This is a genomic window from Streptomyces sp. NPDC042336, assembly GCF_055581985.1.
In genome coordinates this window covers 36,233-60,558 of sequence record NZ_JBVJEA010000001.1, presented here as the reverse complement: position 1 = coordinate 60,558, position 24,326 = coordinate 36,233, and the positions used below count along the sequence as shown (strand labels likewise).

Sequence of the window (24,326 nt, the reverse complement as noted above, 5' to 3'; positions counted from 1 at the left end):
CGCCCGACGGGTGCGGGCGCGGGCTGCGGCGGCGGGCCGGGCCTCACGGAGTGGCCGGTGCCGAGTTCCGCGTGTCCTGGGGTCCGGTGCCGTCCTCGTCACCGCCCGTGGCCAGCCACGTACCGACGCCGATCGCCGCCACCAGGGCGACCGCGCCGGCGCCCACCGCGATCCGGCGCCGCCGCGCGGTGGCGCGGTTGCGGGCCGAGCCGGGGCGCGGGGCGCCCGCGGCGCGCGGGGCGCGGGCGGTGCCGCGGGCGCCGCCGGCCAGCTCGTCCGGGGCGGGAACGCGCATCGACGTGTGGGTGTCGCGGTTGGAGTCGGCCGGCTTGGCCCCCGGCACCAGGGGCACCGCTCCCCGGCGCCGCACGGGCTGCGCCGCGGACGCGGGGGCGGCCGGGGACGCCGCGGACGCCGCCGACTCGTCGGGCGTGTCCTCCTGCTGCTCGGCGTCGGGCTCGTCCACGTCCAGCGGGGCCATCCCGGCGAGCATCGGCAGCAGCTCGCGCAGCCGGGCGCTCAGCTCGGAGGCGCGCAGCCGGGAGGCGGGAGCCTTGGCGAGGCACTGGACCAGGAGCTGCCACAGCTCGTCGGGGATGCCGGGGAGCGGGACCACGGTCTCGGTCACGTGGCGGCGCAGCACCGCGCCGGGGTGGCCGCCGCCGAACGGCGTGAAGCCGGCGAGCAGCTCGTAGAGCACCGTGGCCAGCGCGTAGATGTCGACCGCCGCGCGCGGGGGCAGGCCCTCGACGATCTCCGGGGCGAGGTAGTCGGGGGTGCCGATGATCTTCGTGGCGCGGGTGCGGCGCGGGGTGTCGATGAGCTTGGCCACCCCGAAGTCCGTCAGCAGCGCCGGGTGCGAGCCGCCGGGGCCGAGCGGGCCCTGCATGTCGAGCAGCACGTTCTCGGGCTTGACGTCGCGGTGCACGACCCCCGCGGCGTGCGCGGCGGCCAGTCCGTCGGCGACGTCGGCGACGACGGCGACCGCGGCCTCGGGCGCCAGGCGGCGCTCCCGGTCGAGGCGGGTGCGCAGGTCGGTGCCCCGGACCAGGTCCATGACCAGCGCGAGGTCGTTGCCGTCGACCACCAGGTCGCGCACGGAGACGACGTGCGGGTGCTCCAGTCCGAGCAGGGCGGTGCGCTCCTGCACGAAGCGGGAGACGAGTTCCTGGTCGGACGCCAGGTCCTCGCGCAGCAGCTTGATCGCGACGGGTCCGTCGGGACCCTCGCCCAGCCACACCGTGCCGGCGCTGCCCCGTCCGAGGATCTGGTGGGCGGTGTACCGGCTGCCGATCTTCCGTGCCAAGACTGCTCCTACCGACGCGTGTTGCGCCTAAAAGTACGCGTCCCAGGAGCCGACCTTCACGGCGGAGGCGGAAATCACCCTCCGGATGTCGACAAGTCTCCAGACTCGGCCCGCGCCGGAGAGACTCAGCCTCCGCCGGAGCCGCCCAGGTCCCCGATCCAGTCGGTCACGGTGGTGAACCAGTCGGTGAGCTGGTCCCAGTAACCCTTGCCGGTGCCGATCCAGTCCTGCAACGGGCTCAGTTCCCAGATCAGCCAGCTGGCCACGAACAGGATGACGAGCGTGAACAGGCATCCCTTGAGGCAGCCGAGGCCCGGGATGCGCATCGGGTTGGCGCCGCGCTGCCGGGGCGGCCTGGGCTCGCGCCGGGGCGGCTGCGGCTCGGGCGTGGGCGGCGGGGCGTACCGCTGCGGCTGGGGGCGCTGCTGGGGCTGGGGCTGCGGGGTGGCGTAGCGCTGCGGCTGTTGCTGCTGCGGGTAGCCGTAGCCGGGCTGCTGGGGCGGCGGGGCCTGGCGCGGCTGCTGCGGCGGGCGGGAGACCTGCCGCTGGGGGCGGCGGCGCAGCGGGTCCTGGTTCGGGTCGAGGTACTGGACCTGCGTCTGCTCGTTGCGGTCGCGGGCGGCGCGCAGCTGGTTCTGCCAGGGGTGCGGGTCCTCGGGGCCGCCCTGTCCCGGGGCGCCCGGCGGCACCGGCGGCATGACGGCGGTGGGGTCGGGGGCGCCCGCGGCGTTGCCGGTCTGCGGCAGGACGCTGGTCGCGCCGTTGGGGTCGTAGGCGCCGCTCGGGCTCTGCGCGTTGTGCGGCAGCACCTGCGTCGGGTCGGCGGCACCGGGGGCGTCCGGGACCTGCGCGGGCGCCGGGTCGGGGGCCAGGAGCGCGCCCACGTTCTCGGCGGCGCCGATCTGGGCGCTGTTCGCGTGCACGCCGATGCCCTCGGCGACGACGCGCAGGCCGCGGGCGAGGTTCTCGGCGCTGGGCCGTTCGTCGGGGTTCTTGCGCAGGCAGCGCTCGATGACCGTCCACAGCGGGTCGGGGACGGTGGAGGGGCGGCGCGGTTCGGCGCTCAGGTGCTGGTGCAGCACCTCCAGGGCGGAGCCACCGCCGAACGGGGGACGGCCGGTGACCAGCTCGTAGAGCAGGATGCCGGCGCCGTAGACGTCGACGGCGGAGGTCTGCGGGCGGCCCTCGGCGGACTCCGGCGCCACGTAGGCGGGCGTGCCGACGAACTCGTGGGTGCGGGTGAGGCCGGGCGAGTCGGCGAGGCGGGCGATGCCGAAGTCGGTGAGCATCGGGTGCATCTCGCCGCCGGTCTGCTTCAGCAGGACGTTGGCCGGCTTCAGGTCGCGGTGGACGACGCCGTCGGCGTGGCTGGCGGCGAGGGCGTCGGCGATCTGCGCGGTGAGCAGGGCCGCGGCGACCGGGGTGAGCGGCCCGTTTTCGCGCAGGTAGCGGTGCAGGTCCGGACCGTCGATGAGGTCCATGACGAGGGCCAGCAGCTCGCCCTCGACGACCAGGTCGCGGACCCGGACGATGTTGGGGTGGGTGAGCCGGAGCAGGACGGAGCGCTCGCGCAGGAAGCGCATCACGATGTCGGCGTCGCTCGCGAGCTCTTCCTTGAGGACCTTGATCGCGACGGTCTCGCCGGGCTGTCCGGCCACGGCCGCCTCGGCGCCCGCGGTCTCGCGCTGGCGGGCGCGCCAGACCGTGCCCGTGGCGCCGCGGCCGAGGGGCTCCTCGAGGAGGTACTTGCTGCCTACCGGCCGCACGTCATGCGCTCCTAGTTGCTTGCTGGCTGTTCGGACCCACTGTTCCAGAACCGGTCGGTCCCAGTCGGACCCAACTGTAGTGCCGCCCTCCGGGCCACGTTCGAAGGAAAGACGCTCGACCCGGTCCCTTGGTTGCCGCTGCCCGCACGTGAGCGATCTCAAGCGGACGGCATTCGATCATCCGCAGGGCACCCGTCAGGCATTTTTGGGGGCAGAGCCGACCAATCAAGATCATTTGACGGCGGGAGACGGGCGCGTTGTCAGTGGCAGGTGCGAGGATGCGTGCAGTACTGGCCGACGTGCTCGTGTGACGGTGGGGGAAGTCCGCGGTGGGGGACCGTGGTGACGGCTTCTGTCCTGGCGTGCGGGCGCCCGCGCGAAGGGACCGCTTACGGCGATGCAGATCCGGCTGACCGTCGTAGACCCGCTGGGCCCGCATGCTTCGGCTGCCCCGGCCGCTTCGGCCGCTTCCGTGGGGGAGCGCGGCGCGCGGTGTGACGTACTCGTCACCGCTCCGGCCGGCACCGCCCTGGCCGCGGTCGCCTCCGCGCTGTCCGCCGCGCTCCCCGGCGAGGGCCCGGGCTCCGGCCAGGTGGTGCTGTACGCCGGTGCGCAGCGCCTGGACGCCCAGCGCAGCACCCTGGGCGAGCCCCCGCTGATCGACGGCGCCGTGCTCTGCCTGGGCGCCCCGGGCGAGCCCGACCCGCACACCGAGCCGGCGGACGTCCCCGCCCAGCTCCACGTGGTCGCGGGCCCCGACGCGGGCGGCGTCCACCTCCTGCACGGCGGCCAGATCCGGCTCGGCCGCTCCGCCGACGCCGATGTCGCCCTCGACGATCCGGACGTCTCCCGGATGCACTGCGCCGTGACCGTGGGTCCCGACGCCCGCGTCTCGGTCGCCGACCTCGGCTCCACCAACGGCACCACCCTGGACGGCACCCGCGTGGGCGACCGCCCGGTCCGCTTCCCGCCGGGCGCGCTGCTGCGGATCGGCGAGTCGGCCCTGCGGCTGGTGCCGGTGCCGCCGGCGGCCGAGGCGCGGGTGGAGACGACACCGGACGGGGAGGGCCACGTACGGCTGACCGGGCACCGGACGCCCTCGTCGGGCGCCGGGGACGGCGACGCGGTGGCCCACGCGCGCGTGGCCGACGGGGCCGAGGGGCAGGCGCGCGACGCGGATGCCCGCTCCCGCGCGTCGGGCCCGGCGCACTCCCCCGCGGACCGGCCGGCCGGACCGGACGGACCGACGGGGTTCGCCCGGGCGACCGGTGCGGTCGGTGGGGACGGGCGCCTGACCGGTACGGCGGAGGGGAGCCCCCAGGACACCGCACGCCACGGCACCGGACCGGACGGCACGCCCCGGCCCCAGGGCCGCACCCACCACGCGTACGGCACCTCGGGGTACGAGACGGGCCGGGGTCCCGTCGAGCCGCCGCAGGTTCCCGGCCAGGGCGGGGCGCCCCGCATCGAGAGCCACGGCACCGGCCCCACGGCGGGGCTGCGCCGACAGTCCCCCGCCGGGGGCGAGACACACGGCGGCGTCCGGGGCGCGGGGGCGTACGCGACCGGCGGGTCCGGCGCGGGCGCGCCCCACCCCGGCGGGTCCGGCGCGGGCGACCACGGCGCACCGGCCCCGCGGGCACACGGCCAGCACCCGCCCGGCGGGGACGACCGGTACGACGCGGGGCCCTCCGCACCGGGCGCGGCCCGTACCGACACGGCCGGCGCCGGCACCCCCCGCACCGGCGGCACCGGCCCCGGCGACTACGGCACTCCGGCCCCGCGGACGACCGGCCGGGGCGCGACCGGTGCGGACACGGCCGGTGAGGGCGCTCCGGGCGCCCGCTCCGGGCGCAAGGGGACTCCCCCGCGCGGTACCGACGTGCCGCAGGAGGTGCGCAGGCGCGGTGGGATAGGGGCGTGGGCGCGGCGGCTGGCCGGCGGGCGCGGAGCCGCTCCGGAGTCCCCGGTGTCCGGCACGTACGCGCGCGACGGGGCGGGGCCCGGGCCGGCACCGGCGGCCCCGTCCGGCACCTCGCACGCCCCGGAGACCTGGCCGGACCCCGCCTCGCTGCTGCTGACGGCGCTGGGACCGGGACCTCGGCTGTGGGAGCGCGGCCCGGGCCACCCGGAGGCGCTCACCGTGCGGCTCGGTACGGCCGATCGGGTGGTGCCCGGCGGCGACGCCCCGCTGCCCGCCGTGCCGGTGACCGCCGATCTGCGCGAGGTCGGCGCACTCGGCCTCGCGGGCCCGCGGGAGCGGCTCACCGGGCTGGCCCGTTCGGTGCTGGCGCAGCTCGCCGCGCTGCACTCCGCGGACACCCTGGAGATCGTCCTGATCAGCGCGGACCGTTCCCGTCCGCTCGCCGAGCGGACGGCCGAGTGGTCCTGGCTGGGCTGGCTGCCGCAGGTGCGCCCGGGACACGGCCAGGACTGCCGCCTGCTGCTCGCCCACGACCGCGAACAGGCCACCGCCCGCGCCGCCGAACTGCTCCGCCGCCTGGACGACCGCCTCGCGGACGAGGCCCGGTCCGGAGCACGCCCCCGAGGCACGGTCACGGAGAGGGCCACGGACACGGCGGCGGCCACGGGCACCGTCCGCCCGCAGCCCTCCTGGGCACGGCCCGACGACCCCGGCACCGACCCCTCCGGCGGCTTCACCGGGCCGTACACGGTGGTCGTCGTGGACGGCGACCCCGGCGGTGCCGACGTACGCGAGGCGGTGGCGCGGCTGGCCCTGGAGGGCCCGCGGGCCGGTGTCCACGTCGTGTGCCTCGCCGAGACGGCCGCCGCCTCCCCCACCTCCCCGGTGACGCGGACGTACGAGGCGGCCTGCGCGGTGTCGCCGGTGTTCCGGGAGTGCGGTGCCGTGGCGCTGCTCAGCGGCGACGTGGCGACGACCCTGCGCCTGCTGCGCGTCGCCCGCACGGGCACGAACGCGTCCCCGGCCGCCCCCGCCGGTCCGGTCGGTCACGGCACCCTCGGCACGGTGGACGCCGTGTCCCTGCCCTGGGCCGAGCGGTTCGCGCGCGCCCTGGCCCCGCTGCGCACCGACACCGCCACCGGCGGCGAGCGGCACACGCGCGTCTCCGCGCCGCTGCCCCAGACGGCCCGGCTCCTCGACGAGCTGGGCCTGGCCCGGGCCACCCCCGCCTCCCTGATGGCCCGCTGGGCCGCCGCGGCGGACGACACGCAGTCCCTCGGCGGACGCGCTCAGGCGGTGCTGGGCGCCGGTCCGCGCGGCCCCGTCCCGGTCGACCTGGCCGCCGAGGGCCCGCACCTGCTGATCGAGGGACCGCCCGGCAGCGGCCGGACCGAGCTGCTGCGGGCGCTCGTCGCCTCACTCGCCTCCGCCGAGCGCCCCGACCGGCTCGGCGTCGTCCTCATGGACGGCCGCGACAGCGTGAGTTCGGGCGGCGCCCACGGCGAGGGCCTGCGCGTGTGCACGGACGTACCGCACGTCACCACGCACCTCACCGCCAACGACCCCGTGCGCATGCGGGAGTTCGCCCAGTCCCTGAGCGCCGAGCTGAAGCGGCGCGCCGAGCTGCTCGGGCGGTCGGACTTCACCGAGTGGCACACCGGGCGGGAGCTGTCGGGCCGGCTCGTCGCCCAGCGCACCCCGACGACCACGGGGCCCGCGCCGGTCTCCGACTCCGGGGACGTCGAGTCCCCGCCCAGCTCCACCCTGCGGCTTCGCCCGGCCGCCGCCAGGCGCCGGACGGGTCCCGTCCCGCCGCTCCCCCGCCTCGTCGTGGTCGTCGACGACCTCGACGCCCTGGTGACGCCCCCGCTCGGCTCCCCCGGGCGGCCCGCGGCGGGCTCGGTGATGCGGGCGCTGGAGGCCGTCGCGCGGGAGGGCGAGCGGCTCGGCGTCCATCTGGTGGCCGCCACCGCGCCGGGCGGCCGTACGGACCGTACCGAGCCCGCCCTGCGCGCGACCCTGCGCATCACGCTGGACGCCACGGCGCCGGGCCCGGACGAACCGGCCCCCGGACGCGGGCGCTTGACCCGCCCCGACGGTCACGTCACCGCCTTCCAGGGCGGCCGCGTCACCGGCCGCATCCCGCGCACGGCGACCCTGCGCCCCACGGTGGTCCCGCTGGAGTGGCACCGCATGGGCGACCCGCCCACCCGCCGCCCCGTACGCGAACTGGGCAACGGGCCCACCGACTTGGCGCTGCTGGCCAGCGCGCTGGAGCGGGCGGCCCGGGAGGTCTCGGCGGCGGAGGTCCCGTCACTCCTGTAACGCCCGTGCCCACCCGGCCCGTCCGGCGGCCGGGGACGAGGCAGTCCGGGCCGGAGCGGGGGCCCGGGGGCGGCGGTCCCGAGACGCCCGCACCGACGCCGGACGCCTGATCATGGTCACGACGCGGTCACGATCCCCCCGTTGACCGCGGACGCGCCCTTGCCGCCCTCACCCCCCTGGCGTACACCAGAGCGCACTGGACAGCGCCGAGCGTTCGACGAGGAACGAAGAACGGGGCAGTGATGCGCACGAGCAGCACCTTCCGGACACGCGGAACCGTCAAGAGGACCACCCGGGCCGCCGCCGCCCTCGCCGCGGGAGCACTCGCGCTCTCGCTCACCGCGTGCGGCGGGGACGACGACAACGGCAGCGACGACAGCGGCGACAAGGGCGGGGGCACCAAGCAGCCGGCCACCTCCGTCACCCTCCCGAAGCTGGACGGCGAGAGCCTGGAGGTCGCCGCCGTCTGGACCGGCACCGAGCAGGAGAACTTCAAGAAGGTCCTCACCGAGTTCGAGAAGCGCACCGGCGCCAAGGTGACCTTCGTGCCCGCCCAGGACCCGATCATCAACTTCCTCGGCTCGAAGATCGCGGGCGGCGCCCCGCCGGACGTGGCGATGCTCCCGCAGCCCGGCGCCATCAAGCAGGCCGTGGACAAGGGCTGGGCCAAGCCGCTGGGCGCCGAGGCGACCAAGGAACTCGGCGAGAACTACTCGCAGGGCTGGCAGGACATAGGCAAGGTCGGCGGCAAGCAGTACGGCGTGTACTACAAGGCCGCCAACAAGTCGCTGATCTGGTACAACGCCCAGGTCTTCGAGAACGCGGGCGCCGCCGAGCCGAAGACCTGGGACGAGCTGCTCGACACGGCCCAGACGGTCTACGACTCCGGTGTCACCCCGTTCTCCGTGGGCGGCGCGGACGGCTGGACGCTCACCGACTGGTTCGAGAACGTCTACCTCTCGCAGGCGGGCCCGGAGAAGTACGACCAGCTCGCCCAGCACGAGATCAAGTGGACGGACCCGTCCGTGAAGCAGGCCCTGACCACCCTCGCGGAGATCTGGGGCAAGAAGGACTTCGTCGCGGGCGGCGCCTCCGGCGCGCTCCAGACGGAGTTCCCGGCCTCGGTGACGCAGACCTTCACCGGTGGCGACCAGCCCAAGGCGGGCATGGTCTACGAGGGCGACTTCGCCCAGGTCAACATCGGCGAGACCAAGGCGAAGGTCGGCACGGACGCGAAGGTGTTCCCCTTCCCGGCGGTGGGCGACACCGCGCCGGTGGTGTCCGGCGGCGACGCGGCCGTGGTCCTCAAGGACTCCAAGGCGGCGCAGGCGCTGGCCACCTGGCTGGCCTCGCCGGACGCGGCGGCGATCCAGGCGAAGCTCGGCGGGTTCCTCTCGCCCAACAAGAGCATCGACTCCTCGGTGTATCCGAACGAGGTGCAGAAGAAGATCGCCGAGGCGCTGGTCGCGGCCGGTGACGACTTCCGCTTCGACATGTCGGACCAGGCCCCGCAGGCCTTCGGCGGCACCCCCGGCAAGGGCGAGTGGAAGGCGCTGCAGGACTTCCTGAAGAACCCGAAGGACGTCGCGGGCGCCCAGGCGAAGCTGGAGGCGGACGCGGCCGCCGCCTACGGGGGCTGAGGCCATGACGTCGGCCACGGCGACGGGAACCGGCCAGGCCCCCCAAGGCCCGCCGGTCCCCGCCGCCCCCAAGTCGCGCAGGAGCGTGACCGGCACCCGCAGGTCCGTGGCGGCGCTGTTCCTGCTGCCCGCCCTGGTGCTGCTCGGCGCGCTCGTGGTCTACCCGATCGGGTACTCGCTGATCCGCAGCTTCTACGACCAGTCCGGCGACTCCTTCGCCGGGTTCGACAACTACGAGACGCTGTTCACCGACGACGGCATCCGCACCGCCCTGAAGAACAACATCATCTGGGTGGTGTTCGCGCCGACGGTCGCCACCGCGCTGGGTCTGATCTTCGCGGTGCTGACCGAACGCATCCGCTGGGGCACGGCGTTCAAGCTGGTCGTCTTCATGCCGATGGCGATCTCGATGCTCGCCGCCGGCATCATCTTCCGCCTGGTGTACGACCAGGACCCGGACAAGGGCGTCGCCAACGCGGTGTGGGTCGGGGTGCACGACACGTTCGCCGAGTCGTCCGCGTTCCCGAAGGCGCACCCGGGCCGCGACTCGCCACTGAAGCCCGCCGGCGGGGGCGCGTTCATCACGAAGCAGCCGGTGAGCGCGGGCACCCCGGTCGTCCTGCCCCTGGTGGGCGTCGCCCCCGACCTGATGCCCGACGGAGCGAAGAAGGCCGCGACCGCCGAGCCCGCGGACGGGAAGGTCACCGGCACCACCTGGCAGGACTTCACCCGCGGCAAGGGCGTCGGCAAGCTCGGCGGCGTCGACGCGGCCGAGCTGGGCTACGCCGGGATGAAGATCGAGGCGGTCAAGGACGGCGAGGTCGTGGCGTCGACCACGGCGGCCGGGGACGGCACCTTCACGCTGCCCGCGGCGGCGGACGGGGCGCTGCTCAGGCTGCCCGCCGACAACTTCAAGGAGCCGTACAACGGCCTGAACTGGCTCGGCCCCTCCCTGGTCACCCCGGCGATCATCGGATCGTACGTATGGATGTGGGCGGGCTTCGCGATGGTGCTGATCGCGGCCGGACTGGCGGGCATGCCCCGCGAGCTGCTCGAAGCCGCCCGGGTGGACGGCGCCAACGAGTGGCAGGTCTTCAGACGGGTCACGGTGCCGCTCCTCGCACCCGTCCTCGCGGTCGTGGTCGTCACCCTGATGATCAACGTGCTGAAGGTCTTCGACCTGGTCTTCATCATCGCCCCGGGCTCCTCCCAGGACGACGCGAACGTGCTCGCCCTGGAGCTGTACCGCAAGGGCTTCGCCTCGGACCAGCCGGGCGTCGCCAGCGCCATCGCGGTGTTCCTGCTGCTCCTGGTCATCCCGGTGATGTGGTTCAACGTACGGCGACTTCGGCGGGAGGTGCGGCGATGACCGCGGACACGGGTTCCCTCACCGCCCGGCGGACGCTCGGGTCCCGGCTCACCGAGGCCGTCAGCGGCGGTCTCGTCCGGGTGTTCCTGATCGTGGTCGGCCTGTTCTGGCTGGTCCCGACGATCGGGCTGCTGCTGTCCTCGCTTCGCACGCCCGAGGACATGGCGGCCGAGGGCTGGTGGAAGGTCTTCACCGAGCCCTCGCAGCTCACCTTCCAGAGCTACGAGGAGCTGCTGAAGAACGGCGACATCACCTCCTCCCTCCTCAACACCGCGCTGATCACCGTCCCCGCGACCGTCCTGGTCGTGGTCATCGGGGCCCTGGCCGGATACGCCTTCGCGTGGATGGACTTCCCGGGCCGCGACTGGTGGTTCCTGGCGGTGGTCGGGCTGCTCGTGGTACCCGTGCAGGTCGCCCTGATCCCGATCGCCGAACTCTTCGGCAAGATCGGCCTGTTCGGCTCGATGCTCGGCGTGATCCTCTTCCACGTCGGTTTCGGACTGCCCTTCGCGGTGTTCCTGCTGCGGAACTTCTTCGCGGAGATCCCGAGGGAGCTGCTGGAGGCGGCCCGCCTGGACGGCGCCGGTGAACTGCGGCTGTTCGTCCGGGTGGTGATGCCGCTCGGCGGGCCCGCGATCGCCAGCCTGGGCATCTTCCAGTTCCTGTGGGTGTGGAACGACATGCTGGTCGCGCTGATCTTCTCGGACTCCGACAGCCAGCCGATCACGGTAGCCCTGCAGACGCAGGTACGGCAGTTCGGCAACAACATCGACGTGCTGGCACCGGGCGCGTTCATCTCCATGGTGATCCCGCTGGCCGTGTTCTTCGCGTTCCAGCGGCAGTTCGTCTCCGGCGTCATGGCGGGCGCCGTCAAGTAACCGCCTCGACACCACCCTTGAGGGGGCGGGCCGGTCTCCGGTCCGCCCCCTCATCCGTACGGGCACAACGTCCCCCGAATGCCCCGGGGACCGTAACCAACCCGCTCCGCGGGACGTTGCCGGGCCGAACGCCCGCACCGATCCCGCCGACCGATGGATGTCCCCGTGCCCAGGTTCAGTGTCATCGTTCCCGCGTACCAGGTGCAGGCTTATCTGCACGCGTGCCTGGAGTCGGTGCTGGCCCAGTCGTACCCGGACTTCGAGGTGATCGTGGTCGACGACTGCTCGCCGGACGCCTGCGGCGCGATCGCCGACGAGTTCGCGGCCCTCGACCCGCGCGTCCGCGTCCTGCGCCTGCCGCGCAACGAGGGCCTGGGCCCCGCCCGCAATGCCGGGATGGACCGGGCGGGCGGCGACTACCTGGTCTTCCTCGACAGTGACGACACCCTCACCCCGCACGCGCTGCGCGGCATCGCCGACCGGATCAAGGAGACGGGCGAGCCGGACGTCCTGGTCTACGACTACGCGCGCACGTACTGGACCGGTGAGACGGTGCGCAACCGGGCCGCCGCGCACCTCACCGAGCAGGGCCCGGCGCCGTTCCGGCTCAGCGACCGGCCGGGGCTGCTGGAGCTGCTGATGGTGGCCTGGAACAAGGCGGTGCGGCGGGAGTTCGCCGAGCGCGAGGGGCTCGCCTTCCCGCCGGGCTACTACGAGGACACCCCGTGGACGTACCCGGTGCTGATGACGGCGGGCTCCATCGCCACCCTGGACCGGGTCTGCGTCCACTACCGGCAGCGCCTGCGGGGCAGCATCCTGGGCACGCCGAGCGAGCGGCACCTGGACGTCTTCACACAGTACGACCGCGTCTTCGCGTTCCTGGAGTCGCGCACGCAGACGCACCCGGAGGCGCGCGAGGAGCTGGCCCGCTGGCGGCCGGTCCTGTACCGCCGCATGGCCGACCACCTCACGATGGTGTACACCCGCCCCGACCGCCTCCCGCGCTCCCTGCGCGCCGAGTTCCTGCGCCGGGCCCGCGTGCACTGCCGCCGCTACCGGGTCCCCGGCGCCCGGGCTCCGCTGCCCGTCCGTCTCCGCCACGCCCTGCTCCGCCTCGGCCTGCGCCGCACCTACGGGGCGCTGCGCCTCGCCTCCGCCCTGCGCCGCCGCACGGCGAAGGTCACCGCGGGGCTGCTGCGCGCCGCCCGCACCGGCGCCCTGCGCCTGCACTACCGCCTCCAGCGCTGCCTCCCGCTCCGCGCCGACCGTGCCGTCTTCGCCGTCGAGGGCGACCGGGGGTACGGCCGCGACCCGGGCGCCCTGGAGGAGGCGTTCCGCCGCCTCGCGCCGCACGTGCGCACGGCGTGGGCCGCCGACCCGGTGCTCCACCACACCGTGCCGCCCGGCACGCGCCGACTGACCCCGGGCACGGCCGCCCACTGGACCGCCCTGGCCCGCTCCCGCTACCTGGTGTGCGACGCCGCCTTCGGCGCGGGCCTGGTCAGGCGCCGGGGGCAGATCCTGGTCCAGACGCAGACCGGGACCCCGCTGGGGCACATGGGCCTGGACCTCCAGGAGCACCCGGCCGCCGCGCGCGGCACCGACTTCGCCCGGCTGCTGCGCGAGGCCGGCACCTGGGACTACGTGGTCTCCGCCAACCGCCACTCCACCCTGACCTGGGAACGGGTGCACCCCGGCGGCTGGACCACCCTGGAGTACGGCCAGCCGCGCACCGACGTCCTCCAGCGGGCGACGGCGGCGGACGTGGCCCGGCTGCGCGAGACCCTCGGCATCCCCGAGGGCACGGTCGCGATCCTGTACGCGCCCGCCCACCGCGACTACCGGCGCACCCAGCGCTCCGCCCTGGACCTGCAGCGCGTCGTGCGCCGGCTCGGCCCGCGCTTCATGGTGCTGGCCCGCGCCCACCCCCGGCACGGCGGCCCGCTCGCCGCGTCCGGCGGCCGGGTCCTCGACGTCACCGGCCACCCGCACGTGGAGTCGCTGTGCCTGGCCTCGGACGCCCTGGTCACCGACTACTCGTCCCTGATGTTCGACTACGCGGGCCTGGACCGCCCGATCGTGCTCCATGCCCACGAGCGGGAGGCGTACGAGGCGGCCCGCGGCACCTACGTCGACCTGCGCTCCTTCCCGCCGGGCGCGATCGCGCGGGACGAGGACGAGCTGATCGGCCTGTTCGCCAGCGGCGAGTGGCACGGCGCCCGGTCGGCGCGGCTGCGGGCCGCCTTCCGCGAGCGGTTCTGCCCCTACGACGACGGCCGCGCCGCCGAGCGCGTGGTGCGCCGGGTGGTGCTGGGCGAGTCGGACCTGCCGCCGGTCGTGCCGCTCGCCGAGCGCCGCCCCGCGCCCTCGGCCGCGGCCGTCCTCGCCCGCACCCCGCTGGCCACGGTGCCGCAACCCGCGGGGCCCCGCACCGTCACCGACAGCCTCTGACCGCCGTTTGCCCACGGGGAGTTCCCCCCTGGTACCGGGACGAGTCGGACCAGGACCACGAGAGAAAGAGCAGTATGCCCCGCTTCAGCATCATCGTCCCGTCCCATGGGGTCGCGGGGCGGCTCTCCCAGGCACTGGACTCGGTCCTCGGCCAGTCCTTCGGCGACTTCGAGCTGATCCCGGTCTGCGACGGCCCGGACGGCACCGCGGCGGACGTCGCCGGGGAGCACGCCGAGCGGGACTCCCGGGTGACGCCCGTGCACTCGCCGCCGTCGGCCGGTCTGGCCGGGGCGCGCAACGCCGGGATGCGGGCGGCGACCGGCGCGTACCTGCTGTTCCTCGACGGCGACGACGTCCTCGTACCCGGGGCGCTGACGGCCCTGGACGCACGCCTCGCGGACACCGGCGGCGTCGACGTCCTCTACTTCGAGTACGAGCGCGTGCCCTGGTGGGAGGGCGAGACCACCAACCCGGCCGCCCCGCTGCTGGCGAAGGCCCCGGACGGCGCCTTCACCCCCGACCGCGCCCCGCAGCTGACCGGCGTGCACCTGCCCGCCTGGAGCGCGGTCCACCGCCGCACCTTCCTCACCGAGCGCCGGCTGGACTTCCCCGCCGGGCACTACACGGACATCGGCTTCGGTGCCCGGGTCGCGGCCCGCGCCGAACGGGTGGCGGTGCTGCGCGAGGTGGTCGTACGGCACCGGGTGCGGCGGCAGGGCAACCGGCTGAACCTGCCCGGCGAGCACCACGCGGACCTGCTCGACCAGGCCGAGCTGGCGCTCGCGCACGCCGCCGGACTCGGCCTGCCGCCCGAGCGGCGCGGACCGCTGTTCGAGCAGCTCTTCGCGGCGGTCCTGAAGACCGCCACCCACCCCCGGCGCCTGACCCGGCGCGAGCGCCGCGTCTTCTACCGCCGGGCGAGCCGCCTCTACCGGCGCCACCGCCCCGCGGGCTACCGGCCACCGGGCGGACGGCTCGGCGTGCAGCACCGGCTGCTGGCGTCGGGGTCGTACGCGGGCTTCCGCGCGCTGCGCACCGCCAACCGCGCGGCGACCGCCCTGCTGCGCCGCCTGCCGTGGCCGCGGGGGCTGCGCACCCGCCTGCGCTACCGCCGCCACCTGCGCCGCCCGCTGGACCCGAACCTCGTCGTGTACTGCGCCTACTGGGGCCGCGGCTACGCCTGCAACCCGGCCGCGATCCACGCCAGGGCCCGCGAACTCGCCCCGCACCTGAAGTCGGTGTTCCTGGTCGAGCCGGACCAGGCGCACACCGTGCCGGAGGGCGTCGACCACGCCGTCATCGGCAGCCACCGGTACTGGGAGGTGCTGGCCCGCGCCACGTACCTGGTGAACAACGCCAACTTCGCCGAGGGCGTCGTCAAGCGCCCCGGCAGCGTGCACGTGCAGACCCAGCACGGCACGCCGCTGAAGACGATGGGCGTGGACCAGTCGACGTACCCGGTGGTGGCGGCGGCCACGGGCAGCTTCACCAAGCTGCTCGGCCGGGTGGACCGCTGGGACTTCAACCTGTCCGCCAACCGGCACTCCACTCAGATGTGGGAGCGCGCCTTCCCGGGCTCCTACGAGCACCTGGAGTACGGCTATCCGCGCAACGACGTCTACTGCACGGCGACCGCCGAGGACGTGGCCCGCGTCCGGCGCGAACTGGGCGTCCCGGAGGGGAGGACGGCGGTCCTGTACGCGCCCACGCACCGGGACTGGGAGACCGGCTTCGGCGCGGGCGGCCTGGACCTGGAGGCGTTCTGCGAGGCGGCCGGCGAGGACGTGGTGGTGCTGCTGCGCGCCCACTACTTCTACGACCGGGGCGGCAGCCGGGAACGCACCGGCCGGATCATCGACGTGACCGCGCACCGCTCCTCCGAGGACGTGTGCCTGGCCGCGGACGCGCTGGTCACCGACTACTCGTCCATCATGTTCGACTACGCCAACCTGAACCGCCCGATCGTCGTGTACGCCGAGGACTGGGACGTCTACCGGGAGACCCGCGGCGTCTACTTCGACCTGATGGCGGCGCCCCCGGGGCCGGTGGCGCGCACGCCGGAGGAACTGGCCCGCGTCTTCGCCGACGGCACCTACGCGGGCCCGGAGTCGACGGCACTGCGGGCCGCCTTCCGGGAGCGGTTCTGCGAGTTCGACGACGGCCGGGCCGCCGAGCGCGTCGTGCGCCGGGTGCTGCTCGGCGAGCCGCCCGAGGCGCTGCCGCCCGTGATCCCGCTCGCGGAGCGCGTCCCGGCCCCCGCCGCCACCCTCGTAAGGAGCTGACCCCGCCGTGCCCCGCTTCAGCGTCATCGTCCCCTGTTTCAAGGTGCAGGGCTTCCTGCGCGAGTGCCTCGACTCGGTCCTGGACCAGTCCTTCCGGGACATCGAGGTGATCGCCGTCGACGACTGCTCCCCGGACGGCTCGGGGGCGATCCTGGACGAGTACGCGGCCCGCGACGAGCGGGTGCGCGTGCTGCACCTGGAGGAGAACGTCGGCCTCGGCCGGGCCCGCAACGCCGGGCTGCCGCACGCCACCGGCGACTACCTCTTCTTCCTAGACAGCGACGACACCCTCACCCCGGGCGCCCTGCGCGCCATGGGGGACCGGCTCGCGGAGACCGACGACCCGGACGTGCTGGTCTTCGACTACGCGCGCACCTACTGGTGGGGCGGCACCCGCCGCAACGTCCTGGCCCGGGTGCTCGCGGAGGCGGGCGACGGCACGTTCACGGCGGCCGGCCACCCCGAGATCCTCGACCTGTTGATGGTGGTGTGGAACAAGGTCTACCGGCGCGACTTCGTCGAGCGGGAGGGCTTCACCTTCCCGCCCGGCTACTACGAGGACACGCCTTGGACCTTCCCGGTGATGTTCAGCGCGGAGCGGATCGCCGCACTGGACCGGATCTGCCTGAACTACCGCCAGCGCCGCCAGGGCAACATCCTGTCCACCACCAGCCGCAAGCACTTCGACGTCCACGCGCAGTACGAGCGGGTCTTCGCCTTCCTCGACGCCCGCCCGGAGCTGGCGGCCCGGTGGCGGCCGTTCCTGCACGCCAAGATGGGCGAGCACTGCCTGGACATCCTGTCCAAGCCGGACCGGCTGCCGCCGTCCGACCGGGCCGAGTTCTTCCACCGCACCGCCGAGATGTTCAGCGCGCACCGGCCCGAGGGCGCGGCGGCTCCGGCCGAACTCAGGGTGCTGGAGGGGTCGTACGCCGCCTACCGGTTGCGCCGGCAGTCCGGGCGGGCGGCCCGGGAGGCGGAGCGCCGGACCCGGCAGGCGCGCGGCGCGGTCGCGGCGCGGGCCCGCCGGGTCGCCGCCGCGCTCCCCCGCCGCTCCCTGGACCCCGGCCTCGTCGTGTACTCGGCGTTCTCCCACCGGGGCGTGCTCGGCGACCCCGCCGCGATCCACCGCGCCGCCCGTGAACTCGCGCCGCACCTGCGCGGGGTGTGGGTGGTGCGGGACGAGGAGAGCGCGGCGGACCCCGCCCTGCTGCCGCCGGGCACCGAGCACGTGGTCCTGGGCAGTGCCGCCTACCGCCGGGTGACCGAGCGGGCGGCGTTCTTCGTCAACAACGTCAACTGGCCCGGCACGGTGGCCAAGCGGGACGGCAGCGTCCACATCCACACCCACCAGGGCACCCCGCTCAAGTACATGGGCGTCGACCTGCTGGGCAGGCCCGGCGCCCGGCACGGTCTGGACGTGCCGCAGATGCTGCGCCGGGCCGACCGCTGGGACCACAGCCTGGTCGCGAGCCGGTACGCGGAGCGGATCTGGGAGCGGGCCTACCCCTGCCACTTCGCGTCGGCGCGGACCGGCAGCCCGCGCAACGACGTCCTGGTCGACGCCGGTCCCGAGGACGGCCGCCGGGTCCGCGAGCGGCTCGGCCTCCCCCAGGACCACACCGTCGTGCTGTACGCGCCGACCCGCCGCGAGTACCGGCGCGGCGGGCTCGTCGAGCGTCTCGACGTGGCCCGGCTCGCCGCCGACCTCGGCGAGGGCCACACCCTGGTGGTGCGCCTGCACCCGTCCCTCGCCACCGGCCCGGCGCGCGGCCTGGGCCTCGCGGAGCTGCACCGCCGGGGCGTGGTGGTCGACGCGACGGACGAACCGCACGTGGAGGACCTGATGCTCGCCTCCGACCTGCTGATCACCGACTACTCCGCCCTGATGTTCGACTACGCCCTCCTGGACCGGCCGATCCTGATCCACGCCGACGACTGGGGCCCGTACCGGGCGACCCGCGGCACGTACTTCGACATCACCGAGGAGGCACCCGGGCACGTCTCGCGCTCCTACCGGGAGCTGGCGTGGCTGCTGGCGTCCGGGGCGTGGCGGGACGAGGAGGCGGCGCGGCTGCGGGCGTCCTTCCGGGCCCGGTACTGCGAGTACGAGGACGGCAGGGCCGCCGAGCGGGTGGTGCGGACGCTGCTGCTCGGTGAGCCGATGCCCGCGCCGGAGCCGTCCGGCGTCCCCGGTGCCCGCGCCGTCCCGTCCGGACGCGACCTGCTGCCCTCCACATGAGACCCCGCGGCCCGGTGAGCCGCCGGGTACTGGGTGTGCTGCTCCTGGCCGCCGTGTTCGCCGCGCTCCAGCTGGCGAACGTCACCGGCCGGGACACCCCCGACACCAGGAACTATCTGTCGTACGCCCTGAGCCTGGCGGGCGAGGGCAAGCGCGCGGCGGCCACGGCCACCATCGACTACGTGTGCGCGAGCCGGGCGGAGCGGGCCCGCCGGGACCAGAGCGTGCACGTGGTCCGCTTCCACCGCCCCGACCCCAGCGCCGACGTGCTGGCCCAGTGCCGGAAGCAGGAGTGGGCGGCGGTTCAGCCGCGGCTGGCGGCCGGGGAGACCGGGGGGCACACGGTGCCGTTCATGTCGGAGCGCTTCATGGCGATCTTCGAGGCACGGCCGGGCTATCCGGCGTTCCTGGTGCCCTTCGTCCTCGCCTTCGGGGTGACGTGGGGTCTGTGGACCGCGGGGGTCGTGATCGCGGGCGCGGGCGGCGTCCTGGTCTTCCTGATCCTGCGGACGCTGTCGGTGCGGGTGCCGCTCGCGCTGGCCGGGCAGGCGCTGTACTACGTGCTGCCGTGCGGGACGACCGCGATGCGGCCGATGACCGAGGGCCTGCTGATGGCACTGACCCTGGCGGCGGTGTGGGGCTGCGCGCTGGCGCTGCGGTCGGGCCGGCGACGGGCCGGGCCGGCGCTGGTCGCCGGGTCGCTGCTGGCCCTGTTCACGGTCAAGCACTCCCAGGCGCTGTTCCTCGGCCTGTGCCTGGCGGCGGCCGGTGCGGTGATCGCCCTGGGCCGGCACCGGCGACGTGCTCGGCGGCTTCAGGGGCGGGGCGCTCCGGCGCCCCGGGAGGTGCTGGCGCTCGCGGCCGTGGGCCTGGCCGGTGCGGTTGCTACCCTGCTGCTGGCGCGGCTGCTGCACTATCCGTCCGAGGCGGAGAGCCTCCAGGATCTGCTCACCGACCACTTCGCCCGTCCCGACCGCACGCGTCCGTGGCCGGAGTTCTGGCAGTTGCAGGGCAACTTCTGGGTGGAGTGGCTGCGCCGGCAGGCGTGGCAGCCGCTGTTCCTGGCGGCGCTGGCCGCCGGGGCGTGGGGTGCCCTGCGGCGCGGCGGCGCGGTCGGCGGTTTCCTGGTCGCGGCGGCGTTCACCGGCATCCTCACCCAGGCCGGGCACCCGGACATCAACATCTGGGGCGAGCGGCTGATCGTGCTGGCGTGGCTGCTGCCGGTGGTGGGGGTGCCGCTGCTCCTGGAGCCGGTGGTGCGGGGCGGCCGGGTGCCGCTGCCCGCGCAGGGACAGCCGGACCGGGCGAGCGCGGTCGGCTGAGCGTCCGCTACCCGGGTGACTTGGGCCGCTGAGGGATTGACGGGGGCGACCCCGCCGGGAACATACGCCAAATGTCCCGAATGCCCCACACTCCCGCTGTGTCGTGAGCGCCGACGCCCTCGTCCGACGGCCGGTGCGCGGCGCGACGGCGCTGCGCGGCGGCCGCGCCTGGCGCCCCACCCCGTACCAGGCGGCCGGCTTCCTCTTCTTCCTCGTGATGGCGCTGGCGTACTGGGCGGTGCCGCTGTGCTGCGACGCCGGCCAGCACGCGGCCGTCGTCGAGCGCCTGAAGGAGAACCTGCTGCACCCCCGGCATCCGATGGCCGACCTGCCGGGCGCGGGCAGCGCGTACTACTCGCCGTACGCGGTGGCGCAGGGCGCGTTCGCCCGGCTGACGGGGCTGGGCGGCTGGGAGGTGGTGCGGCTCGCCGGGCCGCTGAACCTGCTGGTGCTGCTGACCGGCCTGGGCCGCTTCGTGCGGGTGCTGACCCCGCGGCCGTGGGCGCCGGTCCTCGCTCTGGGCGCGATGACGCTGCTGTGGGGCACCGAGCGGGCGTGGTGGAGCGGCTATCTCGGGCTGATGTCGATGACGGGCAACCTCGGCTACCCGTCGGCCTTCGCGATCGGGCTCACCTTCTGGGCCTGGGCCCTGACCGGCGCACGGGCCCGGGACCGGCGCCGGGTGCGGTACGTGGGGCCGAGCGGACTGCGCGGCCTGCCCGGTTACGCGGGGCTCGGCGCCCTGTACGGCCTGATCCTCCTCGTCCACCCGATCACCTCGGTGGCGGCGGTGCTCGGCGCGGTGGCGCTGGTGGCCGGGTGGCAGCGCGGGTGGCGCGGTCCGGTCGTGGGGCGGTGGGCACTGGCCGGCGCCGTGGCGGTGGGGGCGGCGGCGGCCTGGCCGTACTTCGACGTGTTCGCGCTGGCCGACGACGACAGCGTGGACGCGATGCACCGGGTCCTGTACCTCCACCTGCCCGGGGAGTTCTGGCTGGCCCTGCTCGGCCTGCCGGCCCTGTGGGCACGCGGACGCCGTTCGCCGCGGGACCCGCTGGTGCTGATGTTCGCCCTGGACTGCGCGGTGGTGGCGTACGGCTGGTTCAGCGGCCACTACACCTACGGCCGGATCCTCGGGCTCACGCTGGTGCCGTTGCAGTTCGCCCTGGCGGTGGAGCTGGCGGCGCCCCGGCCGTGGGGGCGGTGGCGGGCGGCGCTGGGCTGGACCGCGACGGCCGGTGCGCTGCTGGGGTTCCTCACGGTCCACGCGGGGGCGGTGGTGCCGCGCGCGCTGGACCCGGTGGGCTTCGAGCAGCCGCCCCACTGGCCGGCGTACACCTGGGCGGCCCGGCACATCGGACCCGGCGAGGTCGTGATCACCGACGGCTACTACGCCGGGCACGCCATCGCCGGGTACGGGCCGAACCTCGCGGCGCCGGCCTGGCCGGACCCGGCGCTGGACGAGCGGGAGCGCGGGCGGCGGGCGGCCGACGTCGAGGCGTACCTCGCGCCGGACTCGACCCGCGCCGACCGCGCCGCCGTCGTCCGCCGCTACCACGTCCGCTGGCTGCTGCTGACCCGCTGGCACCCGGTGCCCGAGGAGGCGGTGGTGGTGGCGTGGAGCGAGCGGACGGGGGAGGTGCTGGCGCGGGTCGGATGAGCGCTTTCCGGGTGACTACTCGACGACGAGGTCGACCGGGATGTTGCCGCGGGTGGCGTTGGAGTAGGGGCAGACCTGGTGGGCCTGCTCGACCAGCTTGCGGCCGGTCTCCTCGTCGAGGCCCTCGGGCAGCTCGACCCGGAGGGTGACGGCGAGCGCGAAGCCCTCGCCCTGCTTGCCGATGCCGACCTCGGCGGTCACCGCGGCGTCGCTGACGTCGACCTTCGCCGCCCGGCCGACCACACCGAGGGCGCTGCCGAAGCAGGCGGCGTACCCGGCGGCGAACAGCTGCTCGGGGTTGGTGCCCTCCCCGTTGCCGCCCATCTCGACGGGGATGCCGAGGGCGAGGTCGAGCTTGCCGTCGGAGCTGACGGTGCGGCCGTCGCGGCCGTGGGTGGCGGTGGCGGCGGCGGTGTAGAGCGCGTCCATGGGAGAACCGTCCGTTTCGGGAGGGGCCTGTGTGCCTGACAGCCCCCAGTAGAGCACTCAATCGAGTCGGGTGCAACTTAATTGTGTACAACTCAATTGCGGGCATCGGCAGGTCGGCTACCCTGGAGCGCATGACCACGCCCGCCACCGACTGGCTCCGCCTGGACCAGCAGATCTGCTTCTCCCTGAACGCCGCGTCGCGCGCCTTCGGCGGCGTCTACCGCGTCGTCCTCAAGGACCTGGGGCTCACCTACCCGCAGTACCTGGTCATGCTGGTGCTGTGGGAGCACGGCGAGCTGCCGGTGAAGAAGCTCGGCGAGCACCTCCGTCTCGACTCCGGCACGCTGTCCCCCCTGCTCAAGCGGCTGGAGGCGGCCGGTCTGGTGCGGCGTGAGCGCAGCGCGCGCGACGAGCGGTCGGTGGAGGTGCGGCTGACCGAGGAGGGCGCGGCGCTGCGCGAGCGGGCCGTCGAGGTGCCGCGCCGGATCTCCGCGGCGACCGGCCTGGACCTCACCGAGGTCCAGGACCTGCGCGCCCGCCTCGACCGGCTCACGGCGGCGCTGGACGCGTACGGCACCGATCCGGCCCCCGAACCGTCCTGAGGGGTGCGGGCGCCCGGCGTGCGTCCGGATGACGGATCATGGCTACCAAGGACCACTGAACGAAGGGGACGGCCGCAATGACCTGGCTGATCACCGGCGGCGCCGGATACATCGGGGCGCACGTCGTACGGGCGATGACCGAAGCGGGCGAGAAGGCCGTGGTCTACGACGACCTGTCCACGGGGATCGCCGAGCGCGTGCCCGACGGCGTCCCGCTGGTGGTGGGCTCGGTCCTGGACGGCGAACGGGTCGCCCGCGCCCTGGCCGACCACTCCGTCACCGGCGTGGTGCACCTGGCCGCCAAGAAGCAGGTCGGCGAGTCGGTGGACCTGCCCCTGCACTACTACCGGGAGAACGTCGAGGGCCTGCGCGTCCTGCTGGGCGCGGTCACCGAGGCCGAGGTCCCCTCCTTCGTCTTCTCCTCCTCCGCCGCCGTGTACGGCATGCCCGATGTCGACCTCGTGACCGAGGAGACGCCCTGCGTGCCGATGTCGCCGTACGGCGAGACCAAGCTGGCCGGCGAGTGGCTGGTCCGGGCCACCGGCAAGGCCGCGGGCCTGGCCACGGCGTCCCTGCGCTACTTCAACGTGGCGGGCGCGGCGAGCCCGGAGCTGGCCGACACCGGCGTCTACAACCTCGTCCCGATGGTCTTCGAGAAGCTGACGGAGTCCGCGGCCCCCCGGATCTTCGGCGACGACTACGCGACGCCGGACGGCACCTGCGTGCGCGACTACATCCACGTCGTCGACCTCGCCGAGGCCCATGTGGCGGCGGCCCGCGCCCTGCGGTCCTCCCCGGGCCGTGCCCTCACCCTCAACATCGGCCGGGGCGAGGGCGTCTCCGTCCGCGAGATGATCGACCGCATCAACGCCCTCACCGGCTACGACCAGCCGCCGACGGTCACGCCCCGCCGCCCCGGCGACCCGGCCCGCGTCGTCGCCTCGTCGGACCGCGCCGCCGTCGAACTGGGCTGGAAGGCCAAGTACGACGTCGAGGACATGATCACGTCGGCCTGGGCGGGCTGGGTACGGCTCCACCCGGAGGCGGCCCGGGACTGACGCCCGGACACGGGGCCCCGACGCCGGATCAGCGGGGCCGGGAGACCTGCTCGCGCACCCACGCGGGATCGGGGTTGGTGTACGGCCGGCCCGCCACGAGCAGCGTGGGCACGGTCTCGTTCCCGTCGTTGGCCCCCCGCACCAGCTCCGCTCCGTCCTCGTCCCGCCAGATGTCGACCCAGTGCAGCCGCCGGGCCCTGCGCCCCAGCCGGATGCGCAGCCGCAGGCAGTAGGCGCACCCCGGCCGCCAGAAGACGACCGGCCGGCCGTCGGCGGCACTGCGCCGCCGCGCCTCCGGCGCACCGATGGACCGCGGAAACACCAGGGGCGAGGTCAGCCCGGCCAGCAGCACGAACACCAGCAGGAGCACGGCACCCGTCCCCGGGCGCCCCTGGACGACCGGCCCGGTCGCGGCCCCCGCTCCGGCGATCAGCAGCAGCACCGGGCCCGTCCACACCCGCCTCATCGGGCCTGCCCCGGGGTCTCCCGGCGCCCGGCTTCCCGGGCCGCGTGTTCGAGCCGGTCCCGGTACGCCTCCCACCACGCCGCATCATCCGTCGGCACCGCGGTGTTGTCCTCGCGCATCCCCACGGCACCGTCCGTCAGCTCCCGGAGGATGTCGGCATGGCCGGCGTGCCGGTGAGTGTCCGCGATCACGCGGGTCACGGCATGGTGCAGGGTCACCTCGTCCTTGCCCGCCGGCCACCAGGGCACCCTGCCGACCGTGTCCAGCGCCAGCGCGTCGATCGTCGCGTCCGCGTGGGCCCACGCCCGCCGGTACAGCCCCACGACGTACGCGCGTGACTCGTCGGCGGTGGCCCACATGTCCGCGTTGGGCCCGGCACCGTCTTCGAGCCAGGGCAGCGGCTCACCGGACGGCCGTCCGAAGGTGTCGCCGAGATACCCCAGCTCCACACCGGCGGCGTGCTTCACCAGGCCCAGGAGATTGGTGCCGGTCGGCGTCGCCGGGCGCCGTATGTCGTACTCCGAGAGCCCGTCGAGCTTCCAGAGCAGGGCGTCGCGGGCGGCCTGGAGGTAGAAGCGGAGATCGGCCTTGGGTTCGGTCGGGATCATC

16 protein-coding genes are annotated in these 24,326 nt (G+C 74.8%); 11 read left to right on the top strand and 5 right to left on the bottom strand.

Going from position 1 to position 24,326, the window contains the following annotated elements; translation table 11 throughout:
- Positions 1-43: 43 nt before the first annotated feature.
- The gene (locus ACZ6IM_RS00215) at positions 44-1,306 is read right to left on the bottom strand and encodes a serine/threonine-protein kinase (RefSeq protein ID WP_052841740.1); all 1,263 of its coding nucleotides are present in this window, start codon (positions 1,304-1,306) and stop codon (positions 44-46) included.
- Between the two features lie 125 nt (positions 1,307-1,431).
- Positions 1,432-3,072 carry a serine/threonine-protein kinase gene (locus ACZ6IM_RS00210; RefSeq protein ID WP_052841741.1) on the bottom strand — a complete coding sequence of 547 codons (1,641 nt, stop codon included), beginning with the start codon at positions 3,070-3,072 and terminating at the stop codon, positions 1,432-1,434.
- 397 nt (positions 3,073-3,469) lie between these two features.
- Between ACZ6IM_RS00210 and ACZ6IM_RS00205 the strand changes: the two genes are divergently transcribed.
- From ACZ6IM_RS00205 to ACZ6IM_RS00165, 9 genes are all read left to right on the top strand, one after another.
- Complete coding sequence (locus ACZ6IM_RS00205) at positions 3,470-7,321, top strand: FHA domain-containing protein (protein WP_052841742.1); 3,852 nt, start codon at positions 3,470-3,472, stop codon at positions 7,319-7,321.
- A gap of 242 nt (positions 7,322-7,563) precedes the next feature.
- A complete protein-coding gene (locus ACZ6IM_RS00200; protein WP_052841743.1) occupies positions 7,564-8,961 on the top strand; it encodes an ABC transporter substrate-binding protein in 1,398 nt (465 codons plus the stop codon).
- Positions 8,962-8,965: 4 nt separating this feature from the next.
- Positions 8,966-10,330: a carbohydrate ABC transporter permease gene (locus ACZ6IM_RS00195; protein WP_469553426.1), complete on the top strand. Its 1,365-nt coding sequence runs from the start codon at positions 8,966-8,968 to the stop codon at positions 10,328-10,330.
- The gene (locus ACZ6IM_RS00190) at positions 10,327-11,208 is read left to right on the top strand and encodes a carbohydrate ABC transporter permease (RefSeq protein WP_052841745.1); all 882 of its coding nucleotides are present in this window, start codon (positions 10,327-10,329) and stop codon (positions 11,206-11,208) included. The genes ACZ6IM_RS00195 and ACZ6IM_RS00190 overlap by 4 nt, the downstream gene beginning before the upstream one ends.
- A gap of 165 nt (positions 11,209-11,373) precedes the next feature.
- Complete coding sequence (locus ACZ6IM_RS00185; protein ID WP_469553424.1) at positions 11,374-13,659, top strand: bifunctional glycosyltransferase/CDP-glycerol:glycerophosphate glycerophosphotransferase; 2,286 nt, start codon at positions 11,374-11,376, stop codon at positions 13,657-13,659.
- 74 nt (positions 13,660-13,733) lie between these two features.
- Positions 13,734-15,941 carry a bifunctional glycosyltransferase/CDP-glycerol:glycerophosphate glycerophosphotransferase gene (locus ACZ6IM_RS00180; RefSeq protein ID WP_469553422.1) on the top strand — a complete coding sequence of 736 codons (2,208 nt, stop codon included), beginning with the start codon at positions 13,734-13,736 and terminating at the stop codon, positions 15,939-15,941.
- A 7-nt stretch (positions 15,942-15,948) separates the two neighbouring features.
- Positions 15,949-18,183: a bifunctional glycosyltransferase/CDP-glycerol:glycerophosphate glycerophosphotransferase gene (locus ACZ6IM_RS00175; RefSeq protein ID WP_469553421.1), complete on the top strand. Its 2,235-nt coding sequence runs from the start codon at positions 15,949-15,951 to the stop codon at positions 18,181-18,183.
- Complete coding sequence (locus ACZ6IM_RS00170) at positions 18,180-19,505, top strand: hypothetical protein (RefSeq protein ID WP_052841749.1); 1,326 nt, start codon at positions 18,180-18,182, stop codon at positions 19,503-19,505. Before ACZ6IM_RS00175 ends, ACZ6IM_RS00170 begins: the two co-directional genes overlap by 4 nt.
- 103 nt (positions 19,506-19,608) lie before the next feature.
- Positions 19,609-21,162, top strand: a complete 1,554-nt coding sequence (locus tag ACZ6IM_RS00165; RefSeq protein WP_469553417.1) for a hypothetical protein — start codon at positions 19,609-19,611, stop codon at positions 21,160-21,162.
- Between the two features lie 15 nt (positions 21,163-21,177).
- On the opposite strand, the gene ACZ6IM_RS00160 is transcribed toward ACZ6IM_RS00165, so the two are convergent.
- Positions 21,178-21,591 carry an organic hydroperoxide resistance protein gene (locus ACZ6IM_RS00160; RefSeq protein ID WP_052841751.1) on the bottom strand — a complete coding sequence of 138 codons (414 nt, stop codon included), beginning with the start codon at positions 21,589-21,591 and terminating at the stop codon, positions 21,178-21,180.
- A 131-nt stretch (positions 21,592-21,722) separates the two neighbouring features.
- On the opposite strand from ACZ6IM_RS00160, the gene ACZ6IM_RS00155 reads away from it, so the two are divergent.
- Together ACZ6IM_RS00155 and galE are read left to right on the top strand one after the other, a co-directional pair.
- A complete protein-coding gene (locus tag ACZ6IM_RS00155) occupies positions 21,723-22,193 on the top strand; it encodes a MarR family transcriptional regulator (RefSeq protein WP_052841752.1) in 471 nt (156 codons plus the stop codon).
- Between the two features lie 77 nt (positions 22,194-22,270).
- On the top strand, positions 22,271-23,251 hold the full coding sequence (gene galE, locus ACZ6IM_RS00150; RefSeq protein ID WP_052841753.1) for a UDP-glucose 4-epimerase GalE: 981 nt from the start codon (positions 22,271-22,273) through the stop codon (positions 23,249-23,251).
- Between the two features lie 28 nt (positions 23,252-23,279).
- On the opposite strand, the gene ACZ6IM_RS00145 is transcribed toward galE, so the two are convergent.
- Positions 23,280-23,717: a glutaredoxin domain-containing protein gene (locus ACZ6IM_RS00145; RefSeq protein WP_469553413.1), complete on the bottom strand. Its 438-nt coding sequence runs from the start codon at positions 23,715-23,717 to the stop codon at positions 23,280-23,282.
- The gene (locus tag ACZ6IM_RS00140) at positions 23,714-24,325 is read right to left on the bottom strand and encodes a DinB family protein (protein WP_052841755.1); all 612 of its coding nucleotides are present in this window, start codon (positions 24,323-24,325) and stop codon (positions 23,714-23,716) included. Before ACZ6IM_RS00140 ends, ACZ6IM_RS00145 begins: the two co-directional genes overlap by 4 nt.
- Between the last annotated feature and the right edge of the window lies 1 nt (position 24,326).